The organism is Streptomyces sp. NPDC058697 (assembly GCF_042715345.1).
Lineage (GTDB): Bacteria > Actinomycetota > Actinomycetes > Streptomycetales > Streptomycetaceae > Streptomyces > Streptomyces liliifuscus.
Genome location: NZ_JBHXSU010000020.1, coordinates 22,579 through 35,988, shown reverse-complemented (window position 1 = coordinate 35,988; position 13,410 = coordinate 22,579). Strand labels below are relative to the sequence as shown.

Annotated in this window: 14 protein-coding genes and 1 pseudogene; 6 read left to right on the top strand and 9 right to left on the bottom strand. The window is 67.3% G+C overall.

Annotated features, from left to right (window positions below; genetic code table 11):
* Positions 1-93: 93 nt before the first annotated feature.
* The 6 genes from ACFWXQ_RS34595 to ACFWXQ_RS34570 all read right to left on the bottom strand — a co-directional run bounded on the left by ACFWXQ_RS34595 (position 94) and on the right by ACFWXQ_RS34570 (position 4,754).
* A complete protein-coding gene (locus ACFWXQ_RS34595) occupies positions 94-507 on the bottom strand; it encodes a hypothetical protein (protein WP_383950693.1) in 414 nt (137 codons plus the stop codon).
* A gap of 81 nt (positions 508-588) precedes the next feature.
* Entirely contained in the window at positions 589-1,806 is a 1,218-nt protein-coding gene (locus tag ACFWXQ_RS34590) for a DUF2637 domain-containing protein (protein ID WP_383950690.1), read from the bottom strand.
* A 155-nt stretch (positions 1,807-1,961) separates the two neighbouring features.
* Positions 1,962-2,780 (bottom strand): hypothetical protein, encoded by an 819-nt coding sequence (locus ACFWXQ_RS34585; protein WP_383950687.1) that lies wholly within the window; start codon positions 2,778-2,780, stop codon positions 1,962-1,964.
* Positions 2,781-2,791: 11 nt separating this feature from the next.
* On the bottom strand, positions 2,792-3,829 hold the full coding sequence (locus ACFWXQ_RS34580) for a hypothetical protein (RefSeq protein WP_383950685.1): 1,038 nt from the start codon (positions 3,827-3,829) through the stop codon (positions 2,792-2,794).
* A complete protein-coding gene (locus ACFWXQ_RS34575; protein ID WP_383950682.1) occupies positions 3,826-4,092 on the bottom strand; it encodes a hypothetical protein in 267 nt (88 codons plus the stop codon). The genes ACFWXQ_RS34580 and ACFWXQ_RS34575 overlap by 4 nt, the downstream gene beginning before the upstream one ends.
* 59 nt (positions 4,093-4,151) lie before the next feature.
* The gene (locus ACFWXQ_RS34570; protein WP_383950679.1) at positions 4,152-4,754 is read right to left on the bottom strand and encodes a hypothetical protein; all 603 of its coding nucleotides are present in this window, start codon (positions 4,752-4,754) and stop codon (positions 4,152-4,154) included.
* 429 nt (positions 4,755-5,183) lie between these two features.
* Here ACFWXQ_RS34570 and ACFWXQ_RS34565 point away from each other — a divergent pair, with 429 nt between their 5' ends.
* The 4 genes and pseudogenes from ACFWXQ_RS34565 to ACFWXQ_RS34550 form a co-directional block, all read left to right on the top strand.
* Complete coding sequence (locus ACFWXQ_RS34565) at positions 5,184-5,819, top strand: ParB N-terminal domain-containing protein (protein ID WP_383950676.1); 636 nt, start codon at positions 5,184-5,186, stop codon at positions 5,817-5,819.
* Positions 5,820-5,840: 21 nt separating this feature from the next.
* Complete coding sequence (locus ACFWXQ_RS34560; protein WP_383950673.1) at positions 5,841-6,485, top strand: hypothetical protein; 645 nt, start codon at positions 5,841-5,843, stop codon at positions 6,483-6,485.
* A 157-nt stretch (positions 6,486-6,642) separates the two neighbouring features.
* On the top strand, positions 6,643-7,698 hold the full coding sequence (locus tag ACFWXQ_RS34555; protein ID WP_383950670.1) for a peptidoglycan-binding protein: 1,056 nt from the start codon (positions 6,643-6,645) through the stop codon (positions 7,696-7,698).
* Between the two features lie 57 nt (positions 7,699-7,755).
* Positions 7,756-8,121 (top strand): annotated as a pseudogene (locus ACFWXQ_RS34550) (single-stranded DNA-binding protein); the annotation flags it as partial.
* A 140-nt stretch (positions 8,122-8,261) separates the two neighbouring features.
* Here ACFWXQ_RS34550 and ACFWXQ_RS34545 read toward each other — a convergent pair.
* From ACFWXQ_RS34545 to ACFWXQ_RS34535, 3 genes are read right to left on the bottom strand one after another with little or no spacing between them, the layout of a single operon-like run.
* A complete protein-coding gene (locus ACFWXQ_RS34545) occupies positions 8,262-9,881 on the bottom strand; it encodes a hypothetical protein (protein WP_383950667.1) in 1,620 nt (539 codons plus the stop codon).
* Positions 9,882-9,921: 40 nt separating this feature from the next.
* Positions 9,922-10,308 (bottom strand): hypothetical protein, encoded by a 387-nt coding sequence (locus ACFWXQ_RS34540; protein WP_383950664.1) that lies wholly within the window; start codon positions 10,306-10,308, stop codon positions 9,922-9,924.
* Complete coding sequence (locus ACFWXQ_RS34535) at positions 10,292-10,960, bottom strand: RNA polymerase sigma factor (protein WP_383950661.1); 669 nt, start codon at positions 10,958-10,960, stop codon at positions 10,292-10,294. Before ACFWXQ_RS34535 ends, ACFWXQ_RS34540 begins: the two co-directional genes overlap by 17 nt.
* A 651-nt stretch (positions 10,961-11,611) precedes the next feature.
* Here ACFWXQ_RS34535 and ACFWXQ_RS34530 point away from each other — a divergent pair.
* Positions 11,612-11,743: a hypothetical protein gene (locus ACFWXQ_RS34530; RefSeq protein ID WP_359841369.1), complete on the top strand. Its 132-nt coding sequence runs from the start codon at positions 11,612-11,614 to the stop codon at positions 11,741-11,743.
* Between the two features lie 351 nt (positions 11,744-12,094).
* Positions 12,095-13,150 carry a tyrosine-type recombinase/integrase gene (locus tag ACFWXQ_RS34525; RefSeq protein ID WP_383950658.1) on the top strand — a complete coding sequence of 352 codons (1,056 nt, stop codon included), beginning with the start codon at positions 12,095-12,097 and terminating at the stop codon, positions 13,148-13,150.
* Positions 13,151-13,410: the final 260 nt, after the last annotated feature.

Genomic DNA, 13,410 nt, shown 5'->3' with positions numbered 1-13,410 from the left:
CCGGGTTGCTCGCCCGCGGAGGATGCAACGGCGGAGGCCTTAACCTCTCACCGTTGCCATCGGCTTACTATTCTACCCACTCGACGGGGTAGCTCAATGCCGGTTGAGCAGATCAGCGACTGGAGTTGAGACCTCGGGATCGAGGTCCTCCCGGTGCCGGGCCCACCACTCGTCGAGGGCTTCGTATCCGGCGGCCCCGAGCTGCAAATCCTCTTCGGACTGCCCGCCCCACTCGGCGATGTCGGCAGCGAACTCGCGTGCCACGGTGCCCGGGTCCTGCCGGCTGAGTGCAGTGCTGATCTCTTCCCACGTCGCACCGCCGAATGCTTCGGCAAGCACGGTCAGGTCGACGAGCTGGTTGACCAACTCGCGCAGCTCGCGGGCACTGCGGATGCGCTCGGTGGGGCTGCTGGGCCGTGCGGTGGTCGCGAAGAACTGCCGGGCGAGGTCGGACAGATCGCGGGCGGCGCGAGCGGTGGCGATCCGGGCCAGGATCTCCGGTGTCATGAGTGGGTCCGATCGTGCAGGCGGCGGGCACCCCAGGTTCCGGGGGCCCGCCGCTTCGGTACGGGTAGGGGGCAGGATGCCTTACGGACTGACTGCCGCCATCGGGTGGGCGAACGCGACGAAGACCTGGCCAATGGTCGTTCGCGGAGGGAGGGCGACGCCACGCTCGGCCGCGTACGTCTTGATCAGGCGCCCACGTACCTTGCGCCCGTTGCCTTCGCTCTGCCCCATCACTCTCGCGATCTCGACGCCAGTCAACGGGCCACCCGGCTCGAACACCTCCCGACGGCCGCTGTCGAGAACATCCTTGATGATCTCGTACAGCTCATCTTCGGTGTTCCACCCCGGGATGATCCACTGCGCCGGTGACTGCGGGGGCACGGTTGCCGTGATCGGGCGCGGCTTGCTGACCGTCGCGGGCACCGCCGGCACCGGGGTCGGGGCCGGAAGGCGGGGCGCCGCCCTGCCGGGAGCAGGAAGCTTCTGCTCCTCGACCGGTGCGGCCGCCGGGAGGGCAAAGATGCCGAAGTCCTCGATGCCAGCGGCAAGGAGACCGGCAGCGGCCGTCTCCTGGAGGGGGATGCCGGTACGGGCGAGCTGGAGCGGGAGCAGCGCCTGGACGGGCGCCTTCCTGCGCCAGGCCCTCCCGAACCGAGCCCGGAGCTGAGCCTGGTAGATGAGCCGCTCCTCTTCGAGCTTGAGGACCTCGTCGTACGAGACCAGCTCCCACAGCTTCATGCGCCGCCACAACAGGAAGGTGGGGAGCGGGGAGAGCATCCACCGGGACCACCGGACTTTGTCCATCCGGCGACGGCGACGGCCTGTGGCCGCGCCGATCCGGACCGCGTAGGTGTGCGCGGCGATCTCGGAGACACCCACCCACAGAAGAGACATGGCGCCGTGCGCGACCTTCGACCACAGGGAGTTGCCGGCGGCGACGTTCAGGGCGCAGGTGATCAGGCTCAGCACCCAGGGGACGAGGCGCGCCCACCAGAGGCCCATGTCCATACGGATGAGGAACAGGTACGCACCCGTGAACACGGGGATAGCGGAGTCGATGGCGGTGGGAAGAACCCACGGCTCGTCAAAGCCCCACTCCAAGGCCTTGGCGGACACGGCGTCGAACGATGCGTAGAAGCCGAGGCCTCCGACGCCGACACCGCCCAGTGCGGTCAGCTCGACGCCGCGGCGCTCCCAGGTGCTGAGCGGGGGGACGCCGGAGTCGGTGGAGTTCTTCGGCTCGGGGTCGACGGGAGTCTGCGGTTCGCCGCGCTTGCGGGTACGGGGGTACAGCTTCAAGACGCCTTTCCTCTCGTTCGGGTCTCCCCGGTCGGTTTATGCTCATGGCCTTCCGGGTCGACCAAACGATATAGCGTCTTCCATCTCCTGTGCCTTTATCGATGTCCACTCCCCGTCAGCAACGCGGGCGTACAGGGTGATTCGGCGCCTCGGGATCACCAGTCGAGGGGCTGCGCAGGCTTCCGCCGGTCCGGGCCCACGATCTTCGCCAGGTGCGCCGAGGACTCAAGCCGGGACAGCAGTCGCTCCCCCAGGATGTCGACTACGCCCATCGCCTGGCTTCCCGCCTGTCGACGGCTGCGCAGGTTCGTGGTGTACGCGGTAGGCCGCCCGGCCGAGATGCGGGCGTCGATCAGGTCGATGGTCTCCCGCCGCGCGAACTCGGTGGCCGTGACGTCCATCTCGCCGCACAGCTCGTCGAGGGTCAGCAGATCGCACTCGACGAACCGTTTGCGGACCTCCCAGGCCTTCATGTTGTGCGGCGCGGAGTCGGGGCGACGCCACGTCAGGTACGCCGTGTGTTTCACGTACAGGGTCCACAGTCCGCGCTCCGCGGCCTCGTTGCCGAGCGCGCTCAACGCGGCACTCTTCCCGCTGCCGATAGGTCCCGGCATGAGCATGTTCAGGACCGTCGGGCGGGCGCCCAGCTTCTTCGCCTCGACCAGGGAGTCGAGCCATCCCCGCAGGGTGTTCGGCTTCTGGTTGTCGTCGAGATGGCTGAACCGGAACGCCAGGTACTCGTTCTGCGCTGCGTCCTCGATGCTGTTCTTCCACATGTTCAACCGTGCGCGGGCCTGCGGCACCGACACGTCCTCCCAGAGCCCGTCCGTCGGTTCGGGCTGGGGCGGCACGCCGAGCTTCGATATGTCCGCCCCGTTCTTCTCCAGCACCCTGACGATGTGCTCGCTCAGGTCGCCGAGGGGGTTCATCCCGCGCGCGGGGGCGGCATGAGCGCTGTCCGTGGTGACCGACATCAGGGCGCTCCTTACGGTCGTGCGATGACGCCGAACGTGGCGTCGTCTGAGTCGTCGGCGGACGCGCTGGGGGTGCCCTCGGGCGTGGACGGCGGCGCTTCACTGTGATCGCCCCATGTGGCCTTGTCGCTGTACGGCACGCGCCCGTTGGACTGGCTCGGGATGATGTGGTTCGTCGCGACACCGAGGGCCGTCTGCCACTGCTGCGCGCTGGGCAGGTGCTTACGCGCCGTCCGGAGGGCGTCCGCGCACTGCCGTTGGGTGTAACCCGCCTCAAGGGCCTTCTTCACCATGTTGCGCATGGCCACGTAGCCGTTGTTCCTACCGACGTACATGCCGAGGTACTTCTCAGCGTCTTCCCACCACCACTTCGCCACCTTCTCAGCGGCGGCATCCAGGGCCGCCTTCTTCTTCGCCTTCTTCGCGGCCGCAGCCTCCTTTTCCGCGTCGTCGGCAGCCTTCTGCGCGGAGGTCCGGCGGGGGCGTCGAGTGCCAGCAGAGGGCTTCGGCGGCTCGGCCGACGGCACTTCCTCGTCCTCAGGCTCCGCTTCCTGCACCTCATCCCGTTCCGGCTCAGGGTCTGCGAGGGGTGCCTCCTCGTCGGAGGCCAGCTCAAATCCGTCGGGGCCGAACGTGCCATCGGGGTACTGCACAAGGAACGTGCCGTCCTGCTGCTGGACGACGGGGACCGCGGGGTCGTTCGTACTGCTGAACAGTTCGCGGTCCTTGACCCACTGTGCTTTGGAGGCCTCACTGATGGCCGTCCCCATGACCATCTTCCCGTTGAGCAAGTGGCGTCGTTCAAGACGGTAGTGCCCTTCCGCAGCCAGCTCGCGAAGAGCTGTACGAACGGCTGCGCGTCCCTCGCGTCCTTCGCCCTGGCAGAGCTGTTCGGAGCGGACCACCCACCCCTCTTTCTGGTCCAGGAGGTAGGTCAGCAAGCCGAGCGCCCGGTAGCTCAGACGGGGGTTGCGGACGGTGGGCGACCCCACGATGACGAAGTGGGGCCGGTCGATGCGGGCGCCCGTGGAGTCGGACAGGCGGCTCATACGGAGGCCTCGCTCGGGGCTTCGTCGGTCAGACGGAAACAGGTTCGGTGCGTGCGGCCGCAACCGGTGTCAGAGCGGGCGGGGCGCCGCGTCCTCTCGGCCATGCCCGCAGAGATCAGCTCGTTCAGGGAACTGCGCACCTGGTGCGAGTTCAGCCCGAGGTAGGTGTAGATGGCTTCGACGGCGACCCACTCGCCGTCATGCAGGGCGAGTTTGAAAACGATGCGGTGCGCGCGGTCGGAGAGCTTCCGGGTGGCGGTCATAGTGCTGGTCCCCAGGGAGAGAGGCCCGGCCGCAGGGTGCCGGGCCCAAGCGGTCGGTGTCACTCAGCGCTCGCGCCGGGCTGCGCCTTGGGCAGCAGCTCCGGCGTCTCCCGCAGCAACTCGTCGAGTTCACCGCTCCGATACGCGGCGAGCAGTACGCCCTTGCCGATCGCCTTGCCTTTGAACTTCTTCCAGGTGAAGGTGACGGTGCCGGTGGGCTTGCCGCCCGGCACGAACCGGATCCCGGGGATGATCTCGCCGTTGCGCGAGTCCACGATGGTGCCCGTTTCCGGGTCACGATGCGCGTGCTTGAGGACTGTGTCCTCAAACGACTTCCTGCGCACGAAGACGATTTCGTATTCGTCCTTCTCCTCGGCGAACGTATCGAACGCGGCCTCGTCCTCGACCTCGAACCGGTCGTTGGTGGTGGCTACCTTGTAGTGGCCTACCTCCTCACCGCGCACCTTGATGACGTAGTCCGACCGGTTGTCCTTGAGGAAGTCCTCGATGAGGGGTTCCTTCGGGGCGTCCTTACGCGGCTTGATGACGTCGTTCTGGTGCTCCTGCATGGCGCGTGCGAGCGCACCGATGAGCCCGAGGGAGTACAGGGGGAGCGTGGTCGACTCCTCGGCCTGGGTGCCGTCGGCGACGTCGTTCGACATCTGTGTCCCTCTCTTCCCCGGACGCCATGGCCCAGGATTCTGGTTGTCCCGGGCTGGGTGTCTTCGGGGCGTCGCACGGAGGTACGTCACCGGCCGAAATTTGTTACACCTAGACCCAGGTAGCTGAGTTGCTCTCCCAGCCACTCCGAATAATACACCCAGGGAAACACCTTGTGGGGCGCGCGACACAAACGGCGCCCCGATCTACCTTCCTCGCGGCTCGGCATCTTTCGGTGACGTCACCGAAAGCCGCGGGGCCCCGGGTCCGCCCCAACCGGAACGAGGGCGTCCCCGGCCCGACGGTAGGTGAGGGCCGGCCATGACGGCATCGCCCTGCTTGCGAGGCAGGGCGCCGCGGTTGAAGTCCGCGGGCTCGCAGCTCTCTCCCGCCGTCGGGACACCGACGCATGGGAGAGGACCGCACCAGCCGTGACCGAGACGATCGCCAGGCCGCCGCGCTTCATCGCCTACGTGCCGCTCACCGACCTGAAGCCGGCGCCCCGTAACCCGAAGCGCCACGAGCTCGAACTCATCATCGCGTCCATCGACATGCACGGCCTGGTCGAGATCCCGGTCGTCGACGAACGCACCCAGCAGACTCTCCACGGCCACGGCCGCCGGGAGGCCCTAATCGAGATGCAGACCCGCGGCATGCGCGTACCCAGCGGCATCGTCATCGACGAGGACGGCGGCTGGCTCGTCCCCATCCTCCGCGGCTGGCCGTCGAAGAACGACGCCGACGCCGAGGCTCTGGCCATCAAGCTGAACCGCCTGCCAGGTGAGGGCGGGTGGGACCCGCGCGAGCTCGCCGAGGTCCTTGAGGACCTGGCGACGAACGAGGCGGAGCTGTTCGACTCTCTGGCCATCCCCCACGACGAGATCGACAAGATGCTCGGCCAGGTCGACCCCGAGACCCTGCCCAGCGGCGGCCGCGAGGACGAGACGCCCCTGCTGCACCTTCCCGAAGACCGCGAGCGCAGCAGCGAACTCAGCCCCGACGACGAGGGCCGCGCACCGCAAACGACCTGCCCGGCCTGCGGGCACCACTTCACGTCCGGACGCTGACCCGCCCTTTCGAGGAACACCATGCCCACCCGACGCAAGGCACGCCGGCCGCAGAGTCGTAGCGGTCGCCCACGCCTGCTCTCCGACGAGGTCGAGGCGCGCCTCGTCGGCGCGTCGCGTACCGGGGTGGCTGTTGAGCTGGCCGCCGAGATGGCAGGGGTCTCCCGCTCGACCTTCCTGGCGTGGATGGCCCGCGGCCGCACCGAGACCGAGGCCCGCGAGGCAGGCGGCAAACCGGACCCGGACGAGGAGGAGTACGCGGCCCTGTACGAGAAGGTCCGCACCGCCCGCGCCACGGCGGCCACCCGCGCCATGATGAATATCCGCCGGGTCGCCGACGGCGGCATCGTCACCAAGGTCACCACCCGGAAGTTCCGAGACCCCGTGACCGGCGACATCGTCGAGGAGACCGTGGAGGACCGCACGCCGCCCGACTGGCGTGCCGATGCCTGGTACCTGGAACGCCAGCATCGCGAGCACTACGGCAAGGACGCGAACGTCGCGATCGAGATCAACAGCCTGGGCAACGTCCCGGCCGGCCAGGATGACGGCCCCGTCGACCTGGGCGCGCTCGCCGAGCGCCTGGACCGGACCCTTTTCGCGGTTGAGTACCCGCCCGAGCTGGAGGACGCCGAGGTCGTCGACGCAGAGGTCGTCGACCCGTGACCGGCTGGCCTACAGCCATACCCCTCATGCGACCGAAAGCGGGGGGGCCGTGGCCGCGCACCTCGCAATCGGGCCTCGGTGATCCTGCTCGCGACGTTAACCGTCCGCACCCTGCACCGTGCCCTCCCTGATCACCGAAGCGGAGGGCACAGCACTCATGACCACGATCATCTCCCGCGCCACTTGGGGCGCTCGGGCCTGGGACGGCACCCCGGCCACCGTCCCGTTCAGCGCGCGTACCGAGTTCTTCGTCCACTACGACGGCGGCACCGCGATCACCCGAACCGGCTACGCGATCATGCGCGCGATCGAGGCCCAGCACCTGAGCCAGGGCTGGAGCGGTGTCGGCTACCACTTCGTAATCGACCAGCGGGGCACCATCTACGAGGGCCGCGGCTGGGGCCTGCAGGGCGCCCACTGCCCCAACCACAACGTCAGCGGAATCGGCGTCCAGATCGCTATCGGCGGCGACCAGACGCCCAGTGACAAGGCCCTGGCCGCGTGCCGCTGGCTGTACGAGCAGGCGTGCCACAAGTCCGGCCGCACCCTGTCCAAGCGCGGCCACCGGGACGGGATCGCGACGGCCTGCCCCGGCACGAAGCTGTACGCCTGGGTGAAGGCGGGCATGCCCGCGGGCGACTACGAGCCAGCCCCGAACCCTGGCGGCTCTCTCCCAGGCGGCGGCTCCGGCGCCGGGGCGGCCCGATACCAGGTCACGATCAACGGCCTCGTCTACGGCTACGGCGCCCAGGGCGACCACATCACCAAGGTAGGCAAGGCACTGGTGGAGAAGGGGTTCGGCGAGAACTACACGAGCGGCCCCGGCCCCGTGTGGACGGACGCCGACACCAAGAACTACGCCGACTTTCAGAAGTCCCTCGGCTACAGCGGCAACGCGGCCGACGGTGTCCCCGGCGAGTCGTCCCTCAGGAAGCTGCTGGGCACCCTGCCGTCCAAGGTCACGGCCAAGCCGGCGCCCCCGTTCCCAGGCACGGACAAGTTCGGCCCCGGCAAGAACAACTCCAGCATCACCATGCTCGGGCAGCAGCTCGTTCGGAAGGGCTTCGGCACGTTCTACACCCAGGGTCCGGGCCCGAAGTGGTCTGAGGCGGACCGCAAGAACGTCCAGTCCTTCCAGCGCGCCCAGGGCTGGACCGGCTCCAGCGCCGACGGTCTTCCAGGTCCCGAGACCTGGAAGCGCCTGTTCAGCTGACCCCTCTCAGGCCGGCCCGCACCCGCGGGCTGGCCCCGACCCTGAAGGGCCCTGTCCGTGGCAGGCGAGACCGTCATCACCGTCGTCGGCAACCTGGTCGACGATCCCGAACTCCGCTTCACACCGTCCGGCGCCGCGGTGGCCAAGTTCCGCGTCGCCTCCACGCCCCGCACCTTTGACCGACAGACCAACGAATGGCGGGACGGCGAGAGCCTGTTCCTGACCTGCGCCGTGTGGCGGCAGGCGGCCGAAAATGTTGCCGAGTCCCTGACACGGGGCATGCGTGTCATCGTCCAGGGGCGCCTCAAGCAGCGCTCCTACGAGGACCGTGAGGGCGTCAAGCGCACGGTCTACGAGCTGGACGTCGAGGAGGTCGGTGCCAGCCTCCGCAACGCCACCGCGAAGGTCACCAAGATAGGGGGCAGCGCGCCGCGCCATGCCGCGGCACAGGACCGTCCCGCATCCGACGACCCGTGGTCCGCAACGCACGGGGACGGGCCGCCGTTCTGACCCGTTCACGCAGAAGGGGGCCCGGACCGATGTCCGGGCCCCCTTCTGGTTGCTCAGGCGGTCGCGACCGTCCAGGCCGAGTCCAGGATCAGCAGGTCGTCCCCGCTCTGCTCCAAGCCTGGGTCCGCCGCGTCCACCAGGGTCGACTCTTCGGTGGGAGCCGCGGTGTCTGTCGCCAGATCCACAGGGGCCGGGGTCTCCTCCACTGGGGCGGAACCCTCACGGAACGCCGCCGGGCTCTCCGGGGCGGGCGGAGTTCCTTCAACCGGGTCGGAGCCGTCGTCGGGAGCAGACTCGCCCGAAGCAGGTGTCTCCGGGGTAGCGGGCGTCTCCTCGACTGGATCGGAAGCCGGGAGCGTCGACGGCTCGGGGGGCGAAATCACTGGAGGCGTGGACTGTTCCGGTGCTGTTGGCTCGACCGGAGCAGGTGCCGACGTCGGCTGCTCGGCCTGGGGGGCTTCCGCGACCGGCTCAGGCGCACGAGTCGGCGATGTCGTCGGCGGCTGCGTCGCTTCGGGGCCTGCGGGCGGCGTGGAAGGAGTGCCCCGGTCCACGATGGGCACCACAGGGAGGTCCATATCCATCGTGGGCTCGAACGGGGGGACCACAGGCGGCCGATCGAGACCGACGGCGATCGCCACGATGTCGTCGCCGCCCGTAGACGGCGCGTCGCTGGTCCCGACGCCGAGAACTGCCTGTGCAGCCAGGAGGACAGGCTCGTCGATCTGCAGGCCGTGCCGCGAGTACAGGAAGGCCTCGACGTCCTGCTCGTTCAGCCCCAACGTGCCCAGCGTGAGCGCGGCCAGACGAGGCGGAAGCGGCGTCGACGCACCCCTCATCCTCGGGTTCGACGACCGGCGGGTCTCCTCTGCACGAAGCACGTCCGTGTACTCCGACAACCGCTGTTCGTCCGTGCCCCACAGCACGTACCGCCCGGAGCGGGAGAGGTTGGGGTACAACTCGATCGTGCCGTCCTGCCGCGCCCATGTCTCGGCATAGTCCGCGTCACCGAAGATCCTCAATCCGATGCGCTCGGAACCGTACGAGAACACAAAGATCGTGCTGTCCGGCCCCGTGGCCGCCTTACTCGACATCACCATGCCGTCCGCGTCAGTGCACTCCGCCACCAGGTCTGCGATCGGCTTGCAATCGATCCGCCCGGCCTTGGAGAAGCCGCGGAACTCCGGTTCGACGAAAGGCTTCGCCGCAGGCTTCGCACCCCCAGCGTCGGTGGGGCTCGGGTCCGGTGCACTCGCTGAAGTTCCCAAGGGGCTGCCGGCGGTGACGTAGCCCAGCGCCCAACTCCCCACGAGCGCGGGGACCAGTGCAGCGGCCACTACCCACCTCTTCGCACGCCTGCGCGGACGCACGGGCTGGGGAGGTTCGTCAGGCATGGGGGCGATGACCACCGGCGCAGCCGGCTCAACCGTGCCCAGCAGCTCCTCGAAGTCCTTGAACTCCGAGTGCTCGCGCAAAAGGCGCTCAACCTGCTCCAGGGAAAGATCCGGCAGTGCAGAACGCACCTGCCGAACGGCCGAGTCGAAGCTCTGGAGCTTCAGGAACAGGTGGCGCTCGCCTCCGATGTTGACTAGGCCCACGTCGGTGAGGTCCGCGTAGTCCTCGTCCTTGGGGGTCAGGATGCGGATCTGGACGCGGGGCTGCGGCTCGGTCACGGCCACTCCTCAATGCCGCGGCCGCCAGCTAAAGCGCTGCTCAACTCTGCCGGTCCCTTTCCTTGCTCTCCAGGGCGCGGGCAATGTGAGCAGCCATCTTCTCGGCACGCTCGGGCGTGATGTCTTCGATGTCACTGAGGACGACGTGAGCACCGTCGGGCAGTTCGATCTCCTCGCGGTGCATCTCCAGCTCGTCCAGGCCGTCCTCTGAACCGGCGTCCGCGCGGGTTTCCGGCGGATTCTGGGCGTGCCTGTAGGCGCGGAGCATCGCTTCCCTGGTCGCACTCACCGCCGCAGGGGTGCGTCGGTAGCCGGGCTGCAGCGCTCCCGCGGCAGCCAACATCTGGCGGGTGTCCTCATCGTGAGGTATGGGCCCGCCGTCCAGCGCCCGCTCCACGCTCTCGCTCTGGTCAGCGCGTCGCGACATGCGCCCTCGCTTCTCGTGTCTCTGCCCGTGGTGCAACGACTCTATTTCTACCCACTGCCGCCGTCAGCAGTTCTTCGACCAACTGGGAGGACGACTCCCCAGCCGGCATGACCTCGGCGAGCTTGCGCAGTGACCGTACCGTCAATGTACGGACAGCGCCGTCCGACTTCCCCATGATCTCCGCAGCCTGCGCGGGACTTAGACCGTCGAAGAACCGCAGGATCAGGACCTGCCGTTGCTGGGGCCGCAGCTTCTTCAACTGGGCTGCAACAGCTTGGGCCAGTACACGCCTTTCGGCGTACTCCTCCGGGCCCTGGTCGACGCGCGGCTGGTCGAGTTCGAGGTGATCGGCGTACAGCGCTTCCGATGGGCGCCGCTGTACAGAGCGCAGGTAGTCGAGCGCAGTGTTCTTTGTGATCGCGCGCAGCCAGCCCAACAGGTTCGTGCCTGGTCGGTACTTGCTGATGTTCTGGGCGACCTTCAGCCATACTTCCTGGCTCAGGTCCTCAGCGACGTGTCCGTCGCGGATGTAGAACCGCACCCAGTTGTACACGGTGCCGTTGAGCCTGTCGTATAACGCCGCGATGGCGTCGGCTCCGTCGTCCCCGCCTGCTGCGGCGCGTCCAACCAGAGCCTCCAGAATGTCGGTCACGGCGTGCTATCCCCCAAGCCGGTGCTGCGGTTGTCAGCTACAGCGCCTCACTCGGGCGTACCGTCACGGTCTCCCCACCAATGGACGATCACGTTCCGATGCGGCGCTGAGGCAGCATAACCAATCCTTTACGGAATGCATCGGCTTGCCAGCAGCATATTTGTGTCGAACGTCGCCGCGGTGCCCTGCTCGTTCACCGCGAGGGAACGGCCCAGCAGGCTAAGCGCGTTCCCGGCCCACGCCGCACGATCCGTCGTTCCCAGAACCCCAGCGCTTGTAACCAGCACGCCGCGAGTTCCGCGCACACGAACCGTTGCTCGCTGGTGATTCCGTCGAGAGACCTCGCGCCGCAGCGCGACCAAGACCGCTGACGAGGTCGCCAGCATCCACAGTTTCAGCCGCCGGCCCGAACGACGCCACCGAACGCTGCCGCCACCAAACCGGAGCAACTTCATCGTGCGGCAGACGCGTTGGGCTTCTCGCGGGTGTAACAGATTTCGCTGATCGACGTACTTGTCGGTGCCGGGCTGGACGCAACCGGCTCCATCCGGCCGGATCAGGTCGCCGGAGGGCACCTACGGATCAACAAGGACGACTATGCCTCGCGGTGGTTCAAATACCTTGCTGAGTTTCGAGACGATTGCCGAGCGGATGGAACTCCCAAAGCGCACTCTGCTTGACAACTACAAGAGCTGGGACATCCCCATCGTGCGCATCAGCGATCGCATCCTTCGCGTACGCGAGCGCGATTTTGAGGCATGGCTCGACGCGCGTACGGAGTGAATTCTGCACACCGGTACGGGACTTATAGCCGCGAATAGCGGGCGCATCACCGTCCGCCCCACCCCCTGCTCGACGGCTTGACCAGCCAGGGCTGCGCCTACGTAGAGTCCCAACTCCCCCTGGCCAGGGCAACCCCGAAGATCCGACATCAATCACGCGAGGCACCCTGTGGCTCACAAGCCCGCCGTCTACAAGCGGTGCGATTGCCCTGACCAAAACAGACCCAAGAAGGCTGGCTGTAACCACTCCTGGTACCACAACGTCACGAACAGCAAGGGCAAACGCACACGCGCCACGATTCCCGATTCACCTGGCCTGACCCAGGCTCAAGCTCAGGGGATCCTGGACGGCATGGCTACCGGTGTCGCACCGGAGCCCGTCAAAGCGAACCTCACCTTCGAGAAGTGGGCGGCCGACTGGCTCAGCAGGCGCCGCGCGAAGGAGGCCAGCATCGAGAAGTACGAGATAGCCGTCCGCGTGCACCTCAATCCACGGTGGGGGAACCAACGACTCAGAACCATCGAGAAGCGCCAGGTCGAGGCCTGGGTCCAGGAACTTGAGGCGAACAAGAACATCGCCAACTCCACTGCGGACGGTCACTGGAAGGTCTTCCAGATGATCATGAAGGATGCGCTCCAGAACGGGAAGATCGGCTCCAACCCGACGTACGAGGTCGACGGCCCGTACGTGGGTCGATCAACGTCATACGTCTTCACCCCGGAAGAGTGCTGGTCGATCTACGACGAGTTCCCCAAGCGCTACCGCCTCATCCCCATGTTCGGTTTCGCGTGCGGCGCCCGGCAGGCGGAGGCATTCGCCGTATGCGAGGACGTGATCGACTGGGACCACTGCCTACTGACCGTGCATCGCCAGGTGCTGAGAATCAAGGAAACGGACTACAAGTGCCTTCTCGTAGACCGACTCAAAACGAGCCCGCGCCTTGACTCGAAGGTCGTACCGGCACCCCCGTACCTCCTGGAGGCTCTGGCGGAGCACCAAGCATGCTTCCCGGCTCGACTCACGGAGACCGTGCTGTGGGAGCACAAGAGCAAGATCAACGAGTGCCAGCGCGGTCCAGCACACGCCTACTTCTGGACGCCGCGCAACAACCTGATTAACCGCAACACCTTCAACGATGACCTATGGAAACCCGCCCTGCGGAGACTGGGCATCAAGGACAAGGAAGGGAACCTCCCGACCTTCCACGACCTCCGGCACACGTTCATCTCAACCTGCCTCCAGAACGGGATCCCGGAGCACACCGTCGCCGCATGGGTGGGTGACACCGTCGAGGAGATCCGGCGTACGTACAGCCACCTCCTCAAGGACCACGGCGAGACGCACGGGGCCATTGCCGCTGGCCTGACAGCACGGCCCAATCCGGCCGCCACCCTCATCGCCGCGTGACGCCTCCGAGGCTTCCCGCATCAAACCCCTGACGCCCTCCACCAGCCCGCCGCTGGTGGAGGGCGTCTTACCTTCAGGCAAGCCGGGCTGTAATGCACGGAGAATCACTGCAGGCCAGTGATCAGGACGAGTGCCCACAGTGGCCGCGTGGGTGGCTACCTTCGTGGCTACCTTGGTGGCTACGTTCGTAGCCGTGAGGTCCGGTTTCAACCGGTACGGACCGGGGTCGGACTAGGCCCGCCGATTCATGAAGAAGGGGC